Origin of the sequence: Moorena sp. SIO1G6, assembly GCF_010672795.1 — a bacterium.
In the GTDB taxonomy this organism is placed as follows: Bacteria; Cyanobacteriota; Cyanobacteriia; order Cyanobacteriales; family Coleofasciculaceae; genus Moorena; species Moorena producens.
The window spans coordinates 19,106-41,931 of the sequence record NZ_JAAHFZ010000031.1; the positions used below are offsets into that span (position 1 = coordinate 19,106).

General features: G+C 41.0%; 18 protein-coding genes and 1 pseudogene. 8 read left to right on the top strand and 11 right to left on the bottom strand.

Going from position 1 to position 22,826, the window contains the following annotated elements; translation table 11 throughout:
- Positions 1 to 172: 172 nt before the first annotated feature.
- The 3 genes from F6K63_RS24235 to F6K63_RS24245 all read right to left on the bottom strand — a co-directional run bounded on the left by F6K63_RS24235 (position 173) and on the right by F6K63_RS24245 (position 4,145).
- Positions 173 to 937: an FkbM family methyltransferase gene (locus F6K63_RS24235; protein ID WP_287249497.1), complete on the bottom strand. Its 765-nt coding sequence runs from the start codon at positions 935 to 937 to the stop codon at positions 173 to 175.
- A 19-nt stretch (positions 938 to 956) separates the two neighbouring features.
- Positions 957 to 1,928 (bottom strand): glycosyltransferase family 2 protein, encoded by a 972-nt coding sequence (locus F6K63_RS24240; protein ID WP_008188061.1) that lies wholly within the window; start codon positions 1,926 to 1,928, stop codon positions 957 to 959.
- Positions 1,929 to 2,456: 528 nt separating this feature from the next.
- The gene (locus F6K63_RS24245; RefSeq protein WP_287249495.1) at positions 2,457 to 4,145 is read right to left on the bottom strand and encodes a capsule biosynthesis protein; all 1,689 of its coding nucleotides are present in this window, start codon (positions 4,143 to 4,145) and stop codon (positions 2,457 to 2,459) included.
- 358 nt (positions 4,146 to 4,503) lie between these two features.
- On the opposite strand from F6K63_RS24245, the gene F6K63_RS24250 reads away from it, so the two are divergent.
- The 6 genes from F6K63_RS24250 (at position 4,504) to F6K63_RS24275 (ending at position 13,834) form a co-directional block, all read left to right on the top strand.
- Positions 4,504 to 5,310, top strand: coding sequence for an ABC transporter permease (locus F6K63_RS24250; protein WP_008188064.1), 807 nt, complete (start codon positions 4,504 to 4,506; stop codon positions 5,308 to 5,310).
- The gene (locus F6K63_RS24255; protein WP_287249492.1) at positions 5,311 to 6,060 is read left to right on the top strand and encodes an ABC transporter ATP-binding protein; all 750 of its coding nucleotides are present in this window, start codon (positions 5,311 to 5,313) and stop codon (positions 6,058 to 6,060) included.
- Positions 6,061 to 6,420: 360 nt separating this feature from the next.
- The gene (locus F6K63_RS24260) at positions 6,421 to 7,392 is read left to right on the top strand and encodes a glycosyltransferase family 2 protein (protein WP_287249491.1); all 972 of its coding nucleotides are present in this window, start codon (positions 6,421 to 6,423) and stop codon (positions 7,390 to 7,392) included.
- 212 nt (positions 7,393 to 7,604) lie between these two features.
- Positions 7,605 to 10,964, top strand: a complete 3,360-nt coding sequence (locus F6K63_RS24265) for a glycosyltransferase family 4 protein (protein ID WP_287313309.1) — start codon at positions 7,605 to 7,607, stop codon at positions 10,962 to 10,964.
- Between the two features lie 150 nt (positions 10,965 to 11,114).
- The gene (locus F6K63_RS24270) at positions 11,115 to 12,611 is read left to right on the top strand and encodes a methyltransferase domain-containing protein (RefSeq protein ID WP_287249487.1); all 1,497 of its coding nucleotides are present in this window, start codon (positions 11,115 to 11,117) and stop codon (positions 12,609 to 12,611) included.
- Positions 12,612 to 12,652: 41 nt separating this feature from the next.
- Positions 12,653 to 13,834 (top strand): class I SAM-dependent methyltransferase, encoded by a 1,182-nt coding sequence (locus tag F6K63_RS24275; RefSeq protein ID WP_287313310.1) that lies wholly within the window; start codon positions 12,653 to 12,655, stop codon positions 13,832 to 13,834.
- 76 nt (positions 13,835 to 13,910) lie between these two features.
- On the opposite strand, the pseudogene F6K63_RS24280 reads toward F6K63_RS24275, so the two are convergent.
- A pseudogene (locus F6K63_RS24280) lies at positions 13,911 to 14,042 on the bottom strand (IS4 family transposase); the annotation flags it as partial.
- A gap of 154 nt (positions 14,043 to 14,196) precedes the next feature.
- Here F6K63_RS24280 and F6K63_RS24285 point away from each other — a divergent pair.
- Positions 14,197 to 15,225, top strand: a complete 1,029-nt coding sequence (locus F6K63_RS24285) for a glycosyltransferase (protein WP_287267114.1) — start codon at positions 14,197 to 14,199, stop codon at positions 15,223 to 15,225.
- The gene (locus F6K63_RS24290) at positions 15,222 to 15,929 is read left to right on the top strand and encodes a class I SAM-dependent methyltransferase (RefSeq protein WP_287249481.1); all 708 of its coding nucleotides are present in this window, start codon (positions 15,222 to 15,224) and stop codon (positions 15,927 to 15,929) included. The genes F6K63_RS24285 and F6K63_RS24290 overlap by 4 nt, the downstream gene beginning before the upstream one ends.
- Before the next feature lie 80 nt (positions 15,930 to 16,009).
- Here F6K63_RS24290 and F6K63_RS24295 read toward each other — a convergent pair whose 3' ends face one another.
- From F6K63_RS24295 to F6K63_RS24325, 7 genes are all read right to left on the bottom strand, one after another.
- Positions 16,010 to 17,398: a glycosyltransferase family protein gene (locus tag F6K63_RS24295; protein ID WP_287313311.1), complete on the bottom strand. Its 1,389-nt coding sequence runs from the start codon at positions 17,396 to 17,398 to the stop codon at positions 16,010 to 16,012.
- Positions 17,399 to 17,511: 113 nt separating this feature from the next.
- Positions 17,512 to 18,378, bottom strand: coding sequence for a hypothetical protein (locus F6K63_RS24300; protein WP_287267109.1), 867 nt, complete (start codon positions 18,376 to 18,378; stop codon positions 17,512 to 17,514).
- A 162-nt stretch (positions 18,379 to 18,540) separates the two neighbouring features.
- The gene (locus F6K63_RS24305) at positions 18,541 to 19,659 is read right to left on the bottom strand and encodes a glycosyltransferase family 4 protein (protein WP_287313312.1); all 1,119 of its coding nucleotides are present in this window, start codon (positions 19,657 to 19,659) and stop codon (positions 18,541 to 18,543) included.
- A gap of 277 nt (positions 19,660 to 19,936) precedes the next feature.
- On the bottom strand, positions 19,937 to 20,485 hold the full coding sequence (locus F6K63_RS24310) for a hypothetical protein (protein ID WP_287313313.1): 549 nt from the start codon (positions 20,483 to 20,485) through the stop codon (positions 19,937 to 19,939).
- A 343-nt stretch (positions 20,486 to 20,828) separates the two neighbouring features.
- The gene (locus tag F6K63_RS24315) at positions 20,829 to 21,878 is read right to left on the bottom strand and encodes an FkbM family methyltransferase (RefSeq protein WP_287313314.1); all 1,050 of its coding nucleotides are present in this window, start codon (positions 21,876 to 21,878) and stop codon (positions 20,829 to 20,831) included.
- Positions 21,879 to 21,898: 20 nt separating this feature from the next.
- Positions 21,899 to 22,594 (bottom strand): class I SAM-dependent methyltransferase, encoded by a 696-nt coding sequence (locus F6K63_RS24320; protein ID WP_287251636.1) that lies wholly within the window; start codon positions 22,592 to 22,594, stop codon positions 21,899 to 21,901.
- Between the two features lie 34 nt (positions 22,595 to 22,628).
- Positions 22,629 to 22,757 (bottom strand): hypothetical protein, encoded by a 129-nt coding sequence (locus tag F6K63_RS24325; protein WP_267872088.1) that lies wholly within the window; start codon positions 22,755 to 22,757, stop codon positions 22,629 to 22,631.
- Positions 22,758 to 22,826: the final 69 nt, after the last annotated feature.

The following is a 22,826-nucleotide window of genomic DNA, read 5'->3' on the forward strand; positions in this document are numbered from 1 at the left end:
CTGATACCTGATAGCTGACCGCTGATAGCTGATACCTGATAGCTAATACCTGATAGCTGACCGCTGATAGCTAATACCTGATAGCTGATACCTGATACCTGATACCTGATACCTGATACCTGATACCTGATACCTGATAGCTGATACCTGATAGCTGATAGCTTGCACAACCCTAACGGACATACAAACAATGACAGAATAATGGCTGTCCCGACTTGATAGAATTAATTTGATTTTTAATTCCCGCAAATCGGTAACCCAACTCTACCAAACATTCATGTACCTCTTCAAATAATGGTTGTTCCTTATACAGGGGAACAAATGACATTTCTACCAGAACACATCGCCCTATTGAAAATAGCTTTTTACCTCCCTTTATCACTTTATCTTCAACCCCTTGGACATCAATTTTTATAAAAACATCTCTCTCAAATTGATCAGACTCTAATTCTGACTGTAATAGGTCATCCAGGGGGCAAACCTTTACTTTCATTTCACTTTCTCCTGATGTCTGTGGAAATTCCTTCTTACATAGTTCACTGATTCTTAACATGGAAGAAGCTGGCCCATAAGAATTCTCATAGAATAACTCTTCTCCTTGATAATCCGACAACGCTACATTAAAAATTTTTAGATTAGGAATCTTAGCGCCTTTCCCTTCCAAGTCTGATATATAAGATGGCAATGGTTCAAATACATAGGTCTGTTTAGCATTGAAGTAAATGGCTAAAAATTCCGCAAAATCCCCATTATTTGCTCCAATATCAATTACCGTCTTAATCGAATAATTTTCACGAAGCCATCGCCATAGCTCCCTGCCTGGATCGGGACTCGCTTCAACAATTTGTTTGTAGTCTGAAAGCCTTAACAACTTTAAATTCATGGATGCTAACAGACGATTTACCAACCGACCAATTTCCTGTTTCACCGAAGCCATTTAGTTACTCCTATAAAACTTAATAAACTAAGTCCATAAACTGGTCTGCTGTTCTATTTTTGTCCTCATATAACCTATTTACTCGTCTCCGGAGATCCCGCTTATATCGATGATAATAAATTCCTTCCCATCGCTTCAAGTAAGCCTCTCGGTCATGGTCTAAAACAGCATTGTTAGTCTGGCGAACCGCTTCATTTCGATCATAATAATGTTCAACATAAGCCCCTGGACAATCTACAATTTCATAATTAAGCTGCCACATCTTTAAACAGAGATCACCATCAGCTTTATAAAAGATATATCGCTCTTCATCCGCCCAGTCAACTGCTGCTAGGGCTTCTTTTAAGTACATACCATGATTAACAAACAGTTTGCCACCAAGGGTATGTTGTACATAGTACTCTTCATCCTCTGGCCAATTCCGAAAATAGAAAGCTACTCCCCCTATTTTTCCGCCAGCTTTTTCCACCTCTTCAAACTTGTCCAACCCTAAATTAACCGCATTCGGTAATAGCAGACAATCATCACTGATCATCAAAATATATTTACCTTTAGCTGATTTAAAGCCAAGATTCATAAAATACCCCCAACTGCGACGCTTGAGTGGCTTTCCTTGGAATTCCCCTCGGTTATGTTGGATGATAGTAATAATATCTTTCTGCTGAATGAGCCATTCTAAAGAGCCATCCGTTGACCCCCCGTCAATCACAATGATTTCATAGGGAACCCGAATCTGATTATCTCGAACACTTTGAATCGCTTTTTCCAGTAAAGGTCTACGGTTATAACTCCCAATCACCACCGAGACGATGCAGGTTTTCTCAGAGCTAATTACCGGTTTAGCGAAAGACTTTAATATCTTCAAATGACTCAATTGTCCTGGATTAGCTGGTCCTGGATTAGCTAGTTTAATAGGAGAATGAGTCAATGAGCCATTATACAATTGTTTGACTTGACGAAAAGGCTTAGCTAGAATTTTGATATAGTTCATAAGGCACTCCTGAACACACCTGTATGGAGCCATCACCATTAAGCGATTTAGCTTAATCTGATGTGGCCGTTATAGTTGCACCCTCGGGGATAATGATATCAAACTATCCCATTGTTTATGTTATAATAACAAGTCATTATGGATAGATAAATCTAAAAATTTTCTGAAGGCTGGCCGAGTCCGTAGGGTGCGTTAGGGGCGCGCCTTGCCATCATATTCAACTTCGTAGCCAGTAGCCCCGTAACGCACCACCCAAGGGCTTGCCCTGATTTTCCGCCTCTTCGCGCCTGGTTGGGATAGTCCGTCCGGAAATTGATCACGGGCAAGATGCCCGTTCCACGCCTGATCCCCGTTCCACGCCTGATCCCCGTTCCACGCCTGATCCCCGTTCCACGCCTGATCCCCGTTCCACGCCTGATCCCCGTTCCACGCCTGATGCTCATGGCACCAAGATGCTCATGGCACCAAGATGTCCATGCCACCCACCGGGTCAAACAGCTTTAATGAGATGCACCAGATGCTTAATCCTTAGACGCGATCAATTCCCAACCGTTCCGCTGGATAGATAAAAGGAGAACCAGACAAGATGCCATCACAGATAATATCCAAACCCGGATCTGCACCAGGAAGTAATTGGTCTAGGCTAGTAATATTGAGCTTTACGTAAGGATTTTCCGATAGGGGTTCGGTAAACTGTAGGGGAATCATGCGTCTGAAAAAGAAATGGTAGGCGTACATCCTCGCCCGTTTCAGGGAATTAGAATCTAACCGTTCACCAAGGGGTAGCTTATCCAAGCATTGGAAATACTCCTCTGCTGTCGAAGGATCCATCGTGATTCCCTTATCTCGGATCCAAGCTTCACCACCAACGATCACCGGAATGCCTACACTGGTCAACTCTACTCCAGTTTTTGTCCCATAAATAATCACCGAATCGCACTCCATCATCGCTGCATAGGTACTCACAGGACTTTCTGGAGGAATGATGAAAATATTTTTAGGCAATTGAGACCAGACCTTCTTGATTTCTGGCAACAATGGTTGGCGAGAAGGCAACGTTCCCCGAATCTCTGCTGGATGAATCCGAATCAGCAGTTGTAAGTCAGAACGTTTAGCAAAATACTCAATCGTCTGGAGTACCCACGTTAGCATATTCGGAAAAGCATTAGCGCGATAGTGCAACTGGGCATCCCACATCACATTGGTGAGCATCCCAATCACCGGCTGGTTCAGGTCAAGCCCCATCTCCTCAGCATTTCGGCTAAATTCTTCATCAGGTTTTTCATGAAACCAAATCCAATCCCGAGTGCCTTGCCATCGACTTTTCAAATACTGTAGGATGTCATCTGTCATTGCCTGATTCCAAGGCATGGTTTCCCAGGCATGGAGAGGCTCACTGAGCATAGTGTGATGATAAGTGTCTCCATGGCTAAAAATAAAGCAACGCTTGCGGTAGGCAATCGTCCAGTTAACCACCCGCACTTGGCGTGAGCGACACACCTCACCAATGATGCCATGAGGTAAGTAGATGCCATGATTGAAGCAAGCAGCCTTAAAATTATAGTTACACAGTAGCTTACTGATAGCATACGCAGTCAGCAAAGCCCCTTCAAAATACCGACGCACCACGATTTCACTGTTGGGTTCGTTATCTAGATTCCCGCTGGTAAAATAGCGCAGCGCCCCAGCATAGGCGTGTTCACCAATATTCCAGTTGCCCAGGCAATAGTTTTCAATCTCTGATAGCCTTACGTGTGCTGCGATCTGTTTTGCCTCTAGCCTGTCGAGCCCAGTGAGCAGTTCACTGAATACATGGTTCGTCAAATGCAACGGTTGATACAGATAACGACCGGTTGCAAAACACTTTTGGCACTTGATCGTTTCTAGATCATAGTTTTCAATCCTTTCTTGAGGTGTATCTAGTTTTTGAAGATTGAGGCAGGCAGGCAGAGAATGGTCACACAGGAGAGTATGAACCTGTGCTCCTCTGAGGGTAAGGGCTACTGCTAGTAGGCTTTCTGGTAGTGACAGTGGCGCTGACCCCCCTACGGTAGTTGCTATTAGGACCATTGGTCCCTGGTGAGACCGTTGCTTGGCTTCTCTCCAGAGGGAGGGGTTAGTTTCGATAATAGCTCGCCAATCTAACAAGTTACTTTGCCCTAGTTGCCAAGAAAGCAAGGGACTTGGCTCTAGTTCGTCAGCACTAGTCAGAGACATATAATCAAGTCAGATACTTACTTCTCAAGGGATTATAACAAGTTCCTACTCGACAAATTTCCCTAAACTATGATAAGAATATACACACCGAAACAGAACGGTTGCGCGATGAAGCGTTCGCAAAGCGTGGCCTACGGCCTCAGCTTCCGCGCTTATGCGATTAGCCCAAAGGTCTACGCTACGCGAACGCGCCGTAACCAAAAGTGCGGGGTGGGAACACGACAGGGCGAATTTCTTCGCAGTATATGTTATGGTTCTAAAAATGCGCATCTAAGAACCAGTGGGGAGGCTAACTTGAATCCCTATATATTCGGTTCTATATATTCATATTCGGTTCTATATCTTCGGTGTATAAATTATGACCTTATCCCTCAAGGCTAACACCGCACGGTGGCAACTTCAGCGCTATTGGGAGTTGCTGTATATATTAACAGAGCGAAATCTGAAGGGACGTTATCGAGGATCGCTTCTGGGAGTATATTGGTCTTTGTTAAATCCTTTGATTATGACAGGACTATATACAGCAATTTTTGGTGCTACCTTTGCCTCTTATTATGACAACTCAACCATTAACTATATTCTGGCGGCTTTTACTGGGTTGCTTGTCACTAACTTTTTCTCCGCTTCAACCAACCAAGCATTAGTCAGCGTAGTTGGCAATGGTGCCCTGTTGAATAAAGTTCGTTTACCAATCAGTGTCTTCCCAGTTTCAACCATTGCTGCTAACGTGTTTCAGTTAGCTGTTGGCAGCTTTCCTCTCCTAGCTATTGTCACGTTGCTTACTTCAAAAAGTGTAGTCAATTTGCTAGCGTTGAGTCTTCCGTTAATCGCATTAATTTTGGTTAGTATCGGCCTCGGTTTTTTCGTCAGTGTTCTCTATGTTTTCTTTAGGGATTTACCTTATTTCTACGAACTAGTATGCTTTGTGATCTGGATTAGCTCTCCAGTCTTTTATCCAGCAGCAATTGTCCCAGAGGCGGTTCAACCCTTTTTGTTTTTAAATCCCTTATTGCCGATTATTGAAAGCATTCGACAGATTTCTTTGTCAGGAGGTTTGCCAGATGTAGGGTTAATTGGACACTCATGCCTAAGTGCCATAGTAATTGTATCCTTAGGCTGGACTTGCTTTCGAGTTTGGCAGCCTCACTTCATGGATTTGTTATAGATGACAGAAGAAGTTATTAGACTCGATCGGGTTTCATTGTGGCGAAGAACCCAAGAAGAGTTTTCCTATGACCTCAAGAAAACCATACTATCGTTTTTGGAGGGAAAATACCGCAAACCTTCCAGGAATTTAGTCCTTGATGACATTCATCTAGCAGTAGAAGCTGGGGAAAAAATCGGCATCATTGGACCGAATGGTTCAGGAAAATCAACGCTACTTAAAGTTATCTGTGGCATATTAAAGCCGACAGGGGGTCAGGTATGGATCAGAGGTGAAATCGCTCCTCTGATTGAGCTAGGAGCTGGATTCGATCCGGAACTTTCGGTAGTGGATAATATCAAACTCTATGGCGTGATGCTAGGTTTCTCTAAACAAGAGATGAAACTCAGAACCCCATCGATTTTGGAGTTTGCTGAGCTAGAAGACTACAAGTTAATGCCAGTGAAAGGATTATCCTCAGGGATGTCAGCGCGGCTAGGCTTTGCCATTGCCACTGATGTACAGCCAGATATCTTAATTTTAGATGAAGTGTTATCCGTAGGGGATCAAAGTTTTAGAATTAAGTGCCAGCGACGCATGGAAAGATTTTGGGAGGCTCATGCCACTGTTTTAGTGGTCTCCCATGATTTATCCTTTGTGCGCCATTACTGCAAGCGGGTAATTTGGTTAGACAAAGGCAGGATAAAGTTAGCGGGAGAGAGCAATGAGGTAGTCGATTCCTACTTAAATAGTGTTAAGGAAGTGGTTTAACCTTAAAAAAAGTTAAAAGTTTTAAACAAAAGTTAAAAGCTTAAGGTAAATGAAAGATGGTAATCTCAGCAGTTGGAATATAGTTAAACCTATAGTTAAACCGTCAGCTATCAGCCGTCAGCTATCAGCCGTCAGCTAATAAATGGGAGGTAGTAAACAAGCATCGGGGGGCTGGTACGGTTGGTTAAAAATCCCTGCTCATTTCACTGATCCAATCCCGTGCATTTAAAGCGCCTGGTAGCACCATCTGTAGCCCATAAGCTGATACGCGACACGCTGATAGCTGACTGCTGAATGCTTAGGTTAAATCTGTTAAACAAGTCTTATCACCCTAATAGTGATAATTTTGAGGAGGAGCATGTGAGGATTTCAATTATCACTGTATGTAAAAATGCTGAGCGATTTATAGAACGAGCGATCAAGAGTGTCGTCTCTCAGACCTATGAGGATATAGAGTACATTATTATTGATGGCAACTCCCAAGACAAAACTAAGGAGATTGTTCATAAATATAGTGATCACATTAGCAGATTTATTAGCGAACCTGATGGCGGTATCTATGAAGCCATGAATAAGGGAGTTAGGTACTCCTCTGGTGAGTTTATTGCTTTTATTAACTCAGATGACTATTATCTTGATAAAAAGGTAATCCAAGATACCGTTAACTTCCTGTTGGCAAATCCCTCCTGTGATTTTGTGTATGGAGACCTAGAGGTTAGAGAGCAATCTGGGTCTTCCTTTTTAGTGAAGCCTCCCATGCCTGAAGATGTAGCTGATGAACTGATTTGTGGATGTTTGCCTCACCAAGCCAGCTTCTCCAGAGCTAACTTGTTTTTCTCTAAGATAGGGCTTTTCAATGAACGCTACAGAATATCATCGGATTATGAATGGTTTCTGAGGCTAATCCAGAATGAGACTGTGAAATTGTGTTACTATCCTCGCACAATCACATCCTATTATGCAGGAGGACTTTCTAGTCAGTTAAGACTATCCCTACCTGAATCCTATAGTATTCAGAACCAATGCCCAATGTATCAAGATTCCTACTGGTTGAACAGAAGAATCCTCAAATATCAGGAGTTCGTCATTAACCTGAGAGAATGGCTTCAAAATGCCGAAAACGGTAGAAATACACTAAATCTCAACTATACAGCTCTTGAAAACAAATATCAAGCCGTTGAAACGGAATACCATGCCCTAAAGCTTGAATTAGAGCAAGCCCGGGCGAAAATTGCTGAAATTGCGAAAATTGTTGAGAGGGAAACCGATATAAATCAGAATGGACAAAGTTCTAATATCAAACTCAACTTGACGAATTTGGAACAAGTCTGATTAGGATAACAACTTAGACTAATACCTTAGACTAACAGGTTATAAATACTATAGGGATACTAAATGAATTGTGATAATTTTTGTTCCCTGTTCCCTGTTCCCTGTTCCCTGTTCCCTGTTCCCTGTTCCCTTTGTTATAACAAGTTAAACTTCTTAATTATTGCTATTTACTGCCAAATTTATGGTCAGGTGTGTGTGAGGGGCTGTGTAATATGCCAAGTAATAGGTCAGAATCCGAACTAGATTATGTGATTCCTCCTGAGATTAAAGACGACGATTTTTATAGAGCGATTCAGAGGATAGCTCGGGAAGAAGATATCAAGACGGTTCTAGAAATCGGGTCTTCATCCGGTGCGGGAAGCACCGAAGCGTTTGTGAAGGGGCTGCGGGAAAACCCGTCTAATCCAGTGTTATTCTGTATGGAGGTTTCAAAACCTCGTTTTACTGAGTTAAGGGAACGCTATCGGGAGGATTCTTTTGTAAAGTGCTACAATATTTCATCAATTTCCCTAGAACAGTTTCCTAGGCAAGATGAAGTCAGAGAATTTTATAATTCCCATCGTACCCCTCTAAATAACTACCCTCTTGAACAAGTCTTGGGTTGGCTTCGTCAAGATATCGATTATGTTAGGGAAATGGGAACCTCTGGAGATGGGATTGAAACGATTAAGCAAGAAAACCAGATCGAGGATTTTGATCTAGTCTTAATCGACGGCTCCGAGTTCACGGGTGAGGTGGAATTGGATCAGGTTTACGGAGCCAAATACATCCTACTTGATGATATTTGTACCTACAAAAATTATAGTAATCACCATCGGTTATTAAGAGATAAAAACTATAAACTGATTGAGCAAAATGCGTCTGTGCGCAATGGTTACTCCATTTTTGCTAAAGCGGGTAGTCACCATTTAGGTGGGCAGTCAGGTCAAGCCTCAACCCCTCTTCCCATCAATTTTTTTACAATTGTTCTCAATGGTGAACCCTTCATTCGCTACCATATTGACGTCTTCAGTAAACTGCCATTCCCATGGCATTGGCACATTATTGAAGGTGTAGCGAAATTGAAGCATGATACTGCCTGGAGTTTAGCGACGGGTGGGTATGTCAGTGATGAAATTCACCACAACGGTCGTAGTATTGATGGCACCACAGAGTATCTCGACCAACTGATGGAACGCTACCCTGACCAGATCACCGTCTATCGCAAACCTGATGGGGTTTTCTGGGAGGGCAAGCGAGAAATGGTGAATGCTCCCCTTGAGAATATCCAACAAGAGTGTCTGTTGTGGCAGGTAGATGTGGATGAGTTGTGGACAACTGAGCAAATCTGTAAAGCTCGACAGATGTTCATCGACCAACCTGACAAGACGGCTGCTTTGTTCTGGTGTTGGTATTTCGTTGGAGAAAATTTAATTGTCACCAGTCGCAATTGCTATACACAAAACCCCAAACAGGAATGGTTGCGCCTCTGGAGGTTTAAACCAGGAGCTGTCTGGGCAGCCCACGAACCCCCAAGGCTAGTCCAACCGTGGTCAACTAATCAGTCTAATCAGTCAAATCAGTCAGCTAATCAGTCAGCTAATCATGGGCAAGATGTAGCAACCATAAATCCATTCTTACATCGAGAAACCGAAGCGCAGGGACTGGTCTTTCAACATTTTGCTTATGTAACACCGGAACAGTTGCAGTTTAAGGAGAGCTACTACGGCTACCAGAATGCTCTGGCCGACTGGCAGGGACTACAGCAGCAGTCTGAATTTCCAGTTTTTCTGCGTCAACATTTATCTTGGGTTGAGGATGAAACCCTGGTTGAACCGGCGGATATCTGTGGTATAGTGCCGATTGCTCAGAAGGAGCCTGACGGCGAAAAATGGCAGTTTTTGCAACTGGAAGAATTTCAGCAACAAACTATGAAGATTGAAAGACCATTCCCCCAAATTTTGGTTGATGGGGTATTTTTCCAATTTTTTCCTAACTCTGGGATTTCCCAAGTCTGGAAGTCTTTGCTAGAGGAATGGGCAACTAATGGCTTTGGGAACCATGTGATTGTTTTAGACCGGGCTGGAACGGCTGCGAGGATTCCTGGAATTCGCTATCGCCCCATTCGAGCTTACGATTACAACAAAACGGGAGCAGATGCTGACTTGTTGCAGGAAATCTGTGATGAAAAAGGGACTGATCTATTTATTTCCAGCTACTATACCGCACCCCTATCTACTCCTTCTGTATTTATGGCTTATGACATGATTCCAGAAGTGATCGGTGCCAATCTTAACGAAGCAGGTTGGAAAGAGAAACATTACGGTATCTTACACGCCTCACGTTATATTACGATATCCGAAAGTACGGCTCGAGATCTGATTAAGTTTTTTCCCCATATTTCCCGGTCAAAGGTAACGGTAGCTCACTGTGGGATCAAAAAGGTTTTTTCCCCGGCAAGCCCTGATGATATCGATGAGTTTAAGACTAAATTCAATGTGACCAAACCCTACTTACTCTTAGTAGGAGAAAGAACAGGTGTTAATGGCTATAAAAACGCTATCTTTCTATTCAGAGCATTATCTAAGCTGGTGGATAAGGAAGAGTTTGGGGTGGTTTGTGTAGGTGGTAGACCTGAGTTAGAACCTGAGCTAGCTGCCCTGGCAGCAGGAATAACAACCCAGGTTCTGCCCCTGAGTGATGAAGAATTGAAAGTAGCTTATTCTGGTGCGATCGCTCTGGTTGTCCCCTCTCTGTACGAAGGGTTCGGATTACCAGTTACCGAAGCAATGGTGTGTGGTTGCCCTGTAATTACCTGTCGTCACTCCTCTCTTCCGGAAGCAGCTGGGGAAGCAGCATTGTATGTGGATCAATCTAATGTTTACGAGCTGATTGATGCTCTGTACAAAGTTCAAAACCCAGAGGTTCGTAAGCAGTTGATTGCTGATGGTTTTGAACACGCGAAGAAATTTTCCTGGTCAAAGATGGCCGAGACTGTGGCAGAGGTTATGGTCGAAACTGCTAAGACCATCAAAAATGATGGTACTGGTATAGGTTCCCCCCTTTGGGGAGAATTCAGGAAGTTACAGGCTCAAATCCAAGAAAAGCTACCCCCAAGTCCGTCCCTAATTCAAGTTCAGCCAACTCAGCTTCAGTCAGGGGATCTCGAAGAGCAATTGAGGTACGCAGAGGCTCAACTTCACCAAAAACAGCGGGAACTTCAAGAAGCAGGGTCAACTCTAGCTGCAATGCAGTCCAATCAATTCTGGAAACTGCGGTCAGGCTGGTTTCGACTAAAACCCCTGTTAGTTCCACTAGTTAGTCTAATTTTAGGGATCAACTTACTACTGCTATCTACCGCAATGTATGCTAACAGGACTCTAGTGCAACTAATGTCATTCGTTTCTCCTATCCAAGGAAATCTATTCTTTAGTCTTGGCGGTAGTTTGTTGTCCATTGCACTAATGTTAGGTATGGTGGGCTATCTGGGCTATATGAAGCCTCAGGTTCTCCGCCGGGTCAGAATTGTCATGGGTGGTGGGGGATTAGCGTTGATAGGTTTGACGGTACTACAAAACATTAACCTGTTGTAGATAACAGCCCAGTTTTCCAAGTCTTAATTCTTAAGACCCTTTATTTTTATTCCCTCTCTGGAGACTGAATTAAAAAAAGGGTTTTCAATCCGGACTTGTGACCAGACTTAAGTTCGAGCTAATTTATCAATACCTGGGTGTAACAACAACATGACACAAACCTTTAGAGATATCTGTTGGTGTGGAAATACTGAGCTAACTGAATTTTCCCCCGACTACTTGGCGTGCTCTGAATGTGGCACTCTAGTGTCAAAAACTGGTTTGAGGTCTGAGCAGCTTCGTGTACAGGATGATAACCATGACTTCTACGGTAAAGAATACTGGTTGTCTTATCAGACCGAGCATTATGGTTTTCCTGATATTCGTCAACGAGCCCGTCAAGACTTACCAGAGCGATGCCTCCACTGGTTGCGTACACTGATGGCTTATAAACTACCGCCAGCCAAAGTGCTTGAGTTAGGTTGTGCTCATGGTGGCTTTGTGGCAATGATGGGCTGGGCAGGTTTTGATGCTATGGGTTTAGAACTTAGCCCTTGGGTGGTGGAATTCGCACAACAGACATTCAATATGCCCATTTTGTCAGGACCGATCGAGGATCAGCAACTAGAATCGGAATTGTTTGATGCCATCGTACTCTACGATGTCCTGGAGCATCTACCTGATCCAGTGGCTACCATGAGCCATGGGGCATCTCTTCTTAAGGAAGATGGTATTTTCATTGTGCAGATGCCAAATTATGAAGAGGGTAAAACCTATTCAGAGATGGTTGCTCAAAAGGATAATTTTTTACACCAAATGAAATCTATTGAGCATATCCATCTTTTGAGTAGGCGAGGGGTGTCGCAATTCTTTAAAAACCTCGGTTTTGAATTTCTGCAATTTGAACAACAGTTGTTCGACTATGATATGTTTTTCGTAGCTAGTCGGCAGGCTTTGGTGCGCTATACTGATCAGCAAATTAGTTACTATCTGCTCAAGAGTCCATCTGGGCGAATGGTTCAGGCATTACTGGACAAATCATCTGAGTTTAATCAACTCCAAGTTCAGTATCAAAATATCCAAGTTCAGTATCAAACTAGCGAGACTAGGCGTGCTGAGCTTCTGAAGATTATTGAGCAACAGGATCAAGAGATAGCTTCCTTGCGCTCTCAGGTCAGTGCAACTGTCACAGACCTCCAGCAGACTAAATCACAATTAACCCAAGCCCACTCAGACCTTCAACATACTCAGTCACAATTGACCAATGCCCACTTAGATCTACAACATAGTCAGTCACAACTAAATCAATCAAACTCAGAAGTTCAGCATACTCAGTCACAGTTAGTACATGCTTACTCAGAAATTCAACATACTCAGTCACAATTAACCCAAGTACATTCAGACCTTCAGCATACTCAGTCACAATTAACCCAAATACACTCACACCTTCAGAATAGTCAGTCACAATTGGCACAGTCACAGGAAAAAATTCAGGATTTTCAGCAAAATCAATTACAGCAGATTCAGAACCAACTGAACGAAACTGAGACTAAGTTGAAGGTAATTAATGTAGAAATTGCGGCGATGAAGACCAGTAAGTTTTGGAAATTGCGATCGCTCTGGTTCAAATTAAAAGGGTTTGTTGGTTTTCCTACAGATAACGAATAAAATTTTCAATAATTAACGTCAGCTAAAACAGGAGTTTAATCATGCTTGATACGGTACTCAATCAAGTTGTCAGTGCTAAGGAACCATTCAACAGTTATGAGACGGTGAAAGAAGCTGTTGAAACCATTGATGGTTTCCTAGTTCCTGGTCAAGAAGAGTTTTTATTCAATAAAGTAAAGTCCCTTCCTGAGGATGCTCTTATTGTTGAAGTTGGCTCTTATCAAGGAAGGTCTACGGCAGCTATGGCGTTTGCCTGTGTAGGAAGTAATCGCAAGATCTACTGTATTGATCCATGGATAGGGCAATGTCCGGACTTACCTGAAAAGAGTGTCTTTGAGGTCTGGAAAGAAAACCTTGAAAATTACCAACTGACTCCCTATATCAAATCGTTTCAGGGATATTCTTCAGAAATTATGAAGCGTTGGGGTGAATTAACTGGAGAAAAGACGATTGACTTTGTGTTTATTGATGGTTCTCATGAATACTTAGATGTGCTGACTGATTTTGGGTTATTATTACCCCTGATGAAAGTTGGGGGATGGATGGCTTTTCATGATGTTGTTGAAACTTGGCCTGGATGCGACTATCTATGGCATGATATTGTAAAATTTCGTCTTACAGACCACGAGTACTCAACGACCCTTGCCTGTGGTCGAGTGAAAACGACTCAAGAACTCTCGGAGGAATTACAAGAACTAAATGAATTGCGGACATTGCTAGTTCAATCACAACAGCTTCAAGAGAGCGGAAGCATAGAATTAGAACAATCTCAAACTAAGCTAAAACAAACTCAAGAGCAATTACAAGACACTCAAGACCAATTACAACAAACTCAAGGGCAATTACAAAATGCCCAAGTAGAGCTAGTTCAAACTAAACTTAAACAAACTCAAGAGCAATTACAAGACACTCAAAAGCAATTACAAAACGCTAAAGGTAAAGTAGAGCTAGTTCAAACTCAATTTAAACAAACTCAAGAGCAATTACAACAAACTCAAGAGCAATTACAACAAACTCAAGAGCAATTACAAAATACCCAAGTAGAGTTAGTTCAATCCCAACAACTTCAAGAGAGTAAAAGTATAGAACTGCAACAAACTCAATACGAATTACACCACAGCAAACTAGAAGTGGCGGCCATGAAGACCAGTAAGTTTTGGAAACTGCGATCGCTCTGGTTTAAATTTAAAGGGTTGGTTGGTCTACCAATAGATAACCAATAAAATTTCAAACAATTAACGTCGAAAAAATTGTTGCAGTCGATTGTAATTTGAGTCAGGCTATGCCTGACTCAAATTACAATCCGAGTTCACTCAGGTTCACTGTGTTTACTTTCAGCAATGGCAGATTGAACTTGGCTAGAAACGAAACTCTCGCTCTGTGCTATCCCAAATGGGGTTGGAGGGCTTTCTTCAATTCGCTATTATTAATTTATGGGTTTTGATATCACTCTCCTAAATTCGGATGAAACCCCATCCTGCTCTTCTTTTCAACCTTTTTGTCCTGTACTGAAGTGAGGGGTAGACTTTTGGCAGGAAAACATGTACTCTAACTTATTAGTTTTTCAAAGTCTGAGAGGAAATAAATGGGACTCCCAAAGCTCTCACCGCCAAAACAGTCTCTAAATCAGTCTCTAATTACTGACTTGACTGATAGGAGAAATCTAGTCATTGTCATTCCTTCATTTAATGACTGGGAAGCTCTGGAAAAGCTACTGCTACTTATTGATGAGATTATTATTCCTCAGGGCACCAATTTAGAAGTTGTTATTGTTGATGACTATTCAACGATGCCCATCCCACATTCACTTACTCATCAAGAACATCGCCAGATTCGAGCAGTTAACATCCTTCGACTTCGCCGCAACCTTGGTCACCAGAGAGCGATAGCGGTTGGCTTGTCCTATGTATATAGCCACTCAGACTGCGACTGGGTTGTGGTGATGGATGGTGATGGGGAAGATAATCCCTTTGCGATAGAGCACCTCCTGAATGTCTCGGACAAGACAGGTAACAATAAAATAATTTTTGCTAAGCGGAGTAAGCGCTCTGAAAGCTACACATTTAAGTTTTTATATTTCATTTACAAAAAGCTTTATCTCCTGCTTATAGGGAAAGAAATTAGCGTCGGTAATTTCAGTTTATTACCTGCTTATTTATTGAAGAACGTCGTAGTAATTTCAGAAATTTGGAATCATTACTCATCAGGCATTTATCGCTCTCGAATTCCCTATATTGAAGTAGATGTGCCCCGCGCAAAGCGACTAGCTGGACAGCCCAAGATGAACTTAGTGTCCCTCGTGACACATGGCTTGAGTTCTATTGCGGTGTACGGAGATATTGTTGGGACGAGAATCTTATTAAGTATCGTAGTTTTATTAGTTATTTTATTGTTGCTCTTAGGCTTAGTTTTGCTGATTAGAGTCTTTACCGATTGGGGGATACCAGGCTGGGCCACCTACGTGTCGGGTTTATTAGTTCTATCTATGTTGCAACTTGTCTTAATCGGCACTGTTTTCAGTCTGATCATTCTGTCAACGCGCAATCAGTCCAACTTGATTCCAGTTCGCGATTATAAATATTACGTTGATGATTTCTTTCCTTTAAAACCATGAGCCAGTTTACCTATGTCGGGACAGAGTTAGAGCTATTTGCTCAAGCCAATAATTGGAAGAACTATATAAGAGTATTATTAAGCAAATATATCAAAGGTGATGTCTTAGAAGTTGGGGCAGGCATAGGAAGCAACACCCGTTTACTCTGTCGCTCCCAATATAGTCAGTGGTTGTGCCTAGAGCCAGACAATCAGCTTTTCCATGCTCTAGAAAAATCGATTGATTTAAATGGTATCATCAACTGTTATGCCCGCAATGGAACTATTGATAGTTTGACTAATGAGCAATTCTTTGATTCAATTTTCTACATTGATGTTTTAGAACATATCCGCAATGATAATCAAGAAGTCATCAAAGTGTCTCAACATCTAAAAGCTAATGGAAATTTAGTTATTTTAGGTCCGGCTCATCAAAGATTGTTTACTCCCTTCGATGCAGCTATTGGTCACTATCGTCGCTATAGTCAATCCAGTCTTAAAGCAATAATACCAGATAATCTCAAGATTGTTAAATGTCTCTATTTAGATAGTGTGGGTTTACTAGCTAGTCTAGCTAATAAACTGATACTTAAGCAAAGTCAACCAACTTTAAAACAAATACAAGTATGGGATAGATTAATGGTTCCTCTCTCTAGAAAGTTAGATCCTATCTTCAGATATAAATTAGGAAAATCAATTCTGCTAATAGCAAAAAAAATCTCCTGATCAAATTGATAAAAGTTAATTTTATAGTTTGTTTTTAAAATTAACCCTAAATTTTTTTTTGGATAGCACCATTTCCTAATTCATTTTGGATGGCCATAATAACCTCTAAAACCTTTCCAAACTCTACCACCTTGTTGAAGGTTTTTATTAGCTAAAGACACCCAATACTGGTTAGACTCATCAACATTTTGATTTTGTAAATTTTTAGGGGGTTCAAAATATTCTAGAGACTCTAAATACTCAAAATAATATTGATATTTTTTTGAGATTACCGAAATTTGAGCCAACCTTTCTCTAAGATATTGATAATTAGAAATAGCTACTTTATTAAATTGAAGAACTATAGGAGTAAAACAAAGCATTATCCATGAAAAAGCTAGAATTATATTAATTTTAGCAAAAATTTTTGATATTTTATACCCAAGCCAAACAAAAGCCAAAGGAACAAGTGAGATTGAAGCTACCCATTGTCTTGGTAGAATCCAATAGTTACTCCGAAAAGAGACATAAGATAAAACTATAGATATTCCCAAGGCTATAATTATTAGAAAAACAGGACTGATTAGCTCTTTAAGATAAACTTTCCTAAGTTTTGGGTAAACTATAATAATTGAGAAAATAACGAAAATGATAATAAGCAAGGGATATAAAAGTTTTTGTAAAAATTCAAAATGACTGAATTCCATAAAAGTGATGAGTAACTCATCCTTTTTTACCCAATGAAAAGGAGCAAATGTAAACTCTGGGCGCTCTCGTAACCAAGTTAATAATCCTAAAGTAAAATAGACTATTGTGCCGAGGACAGAAAGAGGAATATTAGTATGTTTAAGAACAGAGTTAATTGAAATTTTTCCGCCCGTTTGAATCAATTTTTGCAAGTATGTAAATACAATAATTGCCAACCAATAAACAGAAAAATAAGGATGGAATAGTACCCCCATTAAAATAGAAAATAATCCAAAAAATGTAAAAATAGCACGGGTTCTTTGGGGCAAAGGGGTACTGTAATAGGCTAAGGTACAAACGGTAGCAGTTACTAAAGGCATATAAGGGCGGGCTTCACCCACAAAATACATTAGCTGAGTTTGAGAAAAAAGAGCAAGAATACCAATAACTTGCCAGAAAAAGGGCATGCCCCAAAGACGGAAAAGATAAATTGCTGCTAAAAACAAGACCAAACCAGAGAAAATACTGGGAAATCTTAGCCAAAAGATGTTAGCACCAAAGAGCTGCATCAACCAGTGGTCAATAAGCATATAAATGCCTGTTTGTCCATGATTAATCGTTAGAATAGACTGACTGATAGCGTTCCAAGCTTCAGCCGTTGTGTCATAGCTACCGAAAGCAAAATGTAAAAACTCATCAATCCAAATTGGCCGACCAAAAGATGAGTTTAATGCTACACAAAACAGACATAGTAGTAACAAGCAAATATTAGAAATATGGTAATTGATTAATTTATTTTTCATCACCCTCAATAACCATTGATAAAAACACCCTTAAAACGGTATTAATATGCAGAAGCGATGCAGTCGCTCATGGGGTAAACCACTCGCGCTTTGCATCAAGACACTGGTTGGATTCAATTACTTTTTCCCAGTATCTGCTTCAATAATTGCTTTGTTTTTATTTTCACAAACCCCCCGATTATCTTAAAGGGATGAGAGTTACTTGGCTTTGCATCCCCCGCAGCTCTAGGAGGAAAACTAACAATTTTTTGATAGTCTAAAGGGTTAAAAAAACGCTCAGGAGTAAAGGGAGGAGAAAAGGCATCATTGACTAAATCTTCACGCACATAAAATCCATTGGCAGAATATAATCCACAACCTACTAACACCATCCCCTTACGGCGAGCTAGCTTCTCTAAAGCTACAAGAGAAGCTCCATAAGCACTAGAATTACAATCCCAGCGAAAATTAGGGTCATAGGGCATGATCCATTCTTGAGGTGGTGGATAGGAATGATTGTGCTCTAAACAAACAACTCTAGGTTGTATAACCGAAATAGCCTCATAGACGTAATAGTCATTACTATCAATATCCACTGAAAGAAAATCAATTTCTCCAGTAATACCAGCACTTTCAATTAAATCATTAATATTTTCGGCGTTAACTGCCGCTTCGATAAATTTTAAGCGACCTTCACCGATGGCATCTTGATAATTGGCTCGAATAGTTTTTGCATAGTCTGGCAAGGATTCTATCCACAATCCTGTCCATCCCTTTTCTAAAAGATAATGACTATTGTTTTCTCGTCCTGTTTCTGCTCCAAACTCCACAAAAACCTGGGATTTTATCCCAATTCTATTAAATATTTCTTCTATAATGCCGTCTTCATCCGATTGAGAGTGTACCTTAAACCCAAAATGCTCTAACCTTCGTGGATCATCCCCTGCTCGAATCTTTCGGTCTTGTTTAATTTGTTCTATAACTGAATCCTGTTTATTCATGACTGTATTACCTTAAAACCCAACCAAATTTTTGGTCACTACTTATCAGTGATGACGGGTATATAGATCAAATCTACCTCACACCAATCCAAATACTACCGTCTTCGGGGTTTGATTAGCAACTGATACTGCTGACAAACTTATAGCGGTGTCCAGAATTCATCACCTAATTGAACGATAACCATCCAAGGTCAGTTGAGCAGTCTTTTCCCATGTGAAAAGCTTAGCACGTTGCCGTCCTTTCTCAATCATAGATGCCCGATGTTCTGAGTCTTCTACAACTATCTCCATAGCGTTAACTAGTCCATCCACAGAATCTGGCTCAAATAAACTAGCTGCATCTCCTACCACCTCAGGCAAGGAAGAGGTTAAGCAGCAGATAACTGGACATTGGCATTCCATTGCCTCTAGGGGGGGCAAACCAAATCCTTCATAGCGGCTAGTATAAATTAGGGCTTGGGCATTACGATATAGGGTTTTGAGTAGGGCATCATCACCCCTAAGATAGATAAAATTTTGCCGCATATTATGGTATTCCATAACCCTTAATTCGGATTCCAAAAAATCACAGGAACCCCCAAAACAGACTAATTTTAAATTATCCCGTAATTTAGGACTAGCAGCAAACGCTTTGAGGACTATTTCAAAATTTTTATATTTTGAACGAGTTCCCACATAAAGGAAGTAAGGCTGACTACGGCAATCCTTTGGTAACTCACATCCGTTAGCATCTTGAATTCGACTTGCCCAATAGGTGACTTTAGTTTTTTCCGGATTAACTCCCAATAAGTCTACTAAATCATTGCGGGTATTCTCGGAAGCTACAAAAATTAAATCGGCTTGTTCAACTAGCTGTTGCTTATTTTTAATTAATGGCTGAAACTTAGCTTGTCCTGATAAAAATTTTTCCGGAATCATATCATGGATTGTTATTACAAGTTTCTTAGGTTTAACAATCTCCACTAAGTCAGCATCATAGTAGGTAGGATGATAGATATCATATTGTCTACCAAATCTACGGACAAACCATTGAAAGGATAGTTTATTGATAGTGTCATTAATAGCCTTACCTGTTGGAAAGGTAAATTTTGGTATCACCCCATATCCGGTGAGTTGAGCGCGATACTCTGAAATATCATACCCATCGGTCTTGATGCCACGATGCCAATGAATTGAGCAGTCATAGTTTGGCGATAACTCTCGGATTAATTCAATAAAAATTCGGGATATACCACCAAATTTCTGGATGGCAAACATTTGATGGTCGTAGAGAATATCCATGGTGACTTTTGAGTTGTGAACAGACTACCTTAGGGGAAGGCAATAGGCATGCTAGCAATAGGCATGCTAGCAATAGGCATGCTAGCAATTTGGTAACCTCAAAAACTCTAATCCTTGTCTTGATGTAAAGCGCGAGTGAAGGTTTCCTTCAAGACCGCGCTGCATCGCAATTAAATATCTGAACTAGCTTGGAAAACGCTATAATCCCATAACTTTCTGTTTCCCTTGGCTGGTAACCGTGGGTAAATCAAGGACAGGTTTTATAATTTCCAAAGTTTTATTGTTGAATAGGTTCAAAAATTATATTGTAAGTATGATGCCCGTCGGGGTATCTCAGCCTTCCTGTTGCTATTTTAGCATTTTGACATTGCCCCTTACCCACTAATTTTGTGCCTGAAACATCATACCAATCTAAATCCCATGTATCGTTTTTATTATAGTTGATTTGAAATCTTACAGGGTTGGGAAACTTATGAGTATATTTACCACTTGTTACTGATATTTGTTCTAGGTTCTTGTTTCCAGGATATGGATGGTCAAGAAGATACACTATACCTGTTACCAATGTATCGTTATCTCTTTCTATTATCTCTAGATTTTCGACTTCTCCAAACTCTAGATGTTTAAGGTCTGTCCGATTATATTTTGCTTCAATTCTTTGATTATTCTTGAATAACGATTTGCAATGCCCTTTTGGACAATTTTGGTTGATGATTGGAATCAAGCATCTAATTTCTGGTGTAACAATAGCGACGACAATACCAACAGCGGAAAGAATCAAGCCTATTGCAGTAGTTGTTTTTTCCCAATTCCATTGATTTAGCATAATTTTCTTTAATGTACTTCATGATTATGGTATATAATATATTTCCAGTTTACTAATAATCATCTCTGAAATCAAATAAAAAAGATAGATCACAGTAACCTTTTGGGGTGCATCTCAATGCATGCTGTTTGACCCGGTGGTGCGTTACGGGGCTGGCTGTGCCAACCCTGGGGTTAGAGGCGGAAAATGAGAACCCCCCCCTAACGCACCCTACACAAAATTTTCAAATATGAGATGCACCCACCTATTGCCTATTGCCTATTGCCTCTTGCCTCTTGCCTATTGCCTATTGCCTATTGCCTATTGCCCCTTGCCTCTTGCCTCTTGGCCTTTGGAAGTATCTTTACAACCGATAGCCAAACGCTATATCAGGTTCTTTGAGTTGATTACTATCTTCCTTTGTCTGTAAATTATGATAGATTTTACTCAATTGATGTTCACGCTCTGAGCCAGAAACCATTAGGAATAAATTAGCGCTTGTAGCACTCCCTAACGTTAGTGCTGCTTCTGGAGTTGGTATGGATTTGAGTACTCTTGGGTTAGAATCCACGATCCAGCCTCGGAGGTTTTGATTGTAAAGATTCACAAGAGAGGACATCAATGCTTCCCGTCTGTGCTCATTTAGATTCTTGGCACTCACTTCCATCATGATCACTAGATTTGGTGAGCGCTGAATGGTTTCTATGGCACCATTTAATACGGCAAATTCGTATCCTTCGACATCAATCTTGATGGCATCTATCTGGGATAATCCCAACTCGGGAAGTATGGAGTCTAGACTACGCACTGGAATTGTAATCTTTTCACGCAAGACAGACCGTTTAGTATCATCCATACCACTAAATGCGGATTCCTGGGTAATATAAAAGTCTGTTTCTCCATCTTCAGCACCGACGCATAGGTCATGGCAAGAAACTAACTGTTGTAAGTGGTTAACTTCTACATTTTGTTGTAAAAGCTGGTAGGCATCTGGGTTAGGTTCAAAGGCATGAACACAACCCCTAGAAGTTAATTTGGTAGCTGATGATACGGCGTAGTAACCAAAGTTTGCTCCTACATCTAGCACAATGGAATTGGCATCCAGCAGACCTAAAAAGAGTTGGGCATCAAAGTATTCTTGGTAATGACCATAGTAAAAGTCACAGCCCAGTCGATCCCCAACATCAACGTGGAATGTCAAGCCTGATGGCAAATTCACTGCTTGGATATCCCGAACCCCTACTGGATGGAGTTTCTCTCGAAGCGATCGCAAAAACAAGGTGTAGGGTACCGCCAAGTTGGGAAAATCCATCGCCTGAGGCAGAAAATGATGGAATACCTGAAGATAAATCTCCATCTTATCCAACTGATTTATGGACTCATGGCTAGGTAAATGCTCTTCCTGACTATCCATTAATTCGTCAACTCGTCTAGTTATTGTTTAGCAAAATTATACTTTGGCGTGACAATCTCAGGTGAGGGAACTAAATCACTGACTTGTAACTCAACTGTAGATGCTAAAAATATTCGGCGTCTTTGGTGCTTGGTCTCCGTTTCCCAGAAATCTTCATGGTCTACATAACCCTGATAGTCGTATAGATATGGAAATCCTGAAACTTGGAGCATTTTCAGCAAGCAACTTCGGCTAGGAATCATGGCATGGTAGGTTAAGCCCTGGGTTTCATTTTTGCCTTCTTCAACTATATAGGTAACTGGTTCATTTAAAGGAACATTCATACTTTCAATAAATAACACTTTTTGGGTTAATAACTGCAAATTACGAATGACTTTGAAGGGATTTTCTGTATGATAGAGCAAGCCAAAGCAAAACACTAAGTCTGCTGCCGAAAATTGAGACATTTGTTGGGTAGATTCAACATCAACCTGATAAAACTTAGCTTCAGGTACCCGTTTACTTGCCTCTTCAACAAGTTCTTGTCTCCCCTCTAAACCAATTACATTTACTCCCCAATTCACCAGCTTTTCAGAAAACCAACCGGGACCACATCCCACGTCAAGGCAACTGGTAAAACTTAATCCCTGATGGAGTCTAAGCTGATTGAGAACGTTTTCTGCTACAGCCCAGCGGGCTTGATTAATCGCAATATAGAAAGGTTCATCAAATAACATGGTTATAATTTGGATAAAATTCTTGATAAACAACTTAAATAGCAAACGGAGTAGGGAGTAGGGAGTAGGGAGCAGGGAGTAGGGAGCAGGGAGTAGGGAGTAGGGAGCAGAGGCACCCTCCCCACACCTCCCACACCTCCCACACCTCCCACACTTCCGACACTTCCCTAGATTATGGGTATTCAACCGGATTTGAGATCAGTCCCAGGAGCAACAGTGGAACTTATGGCAG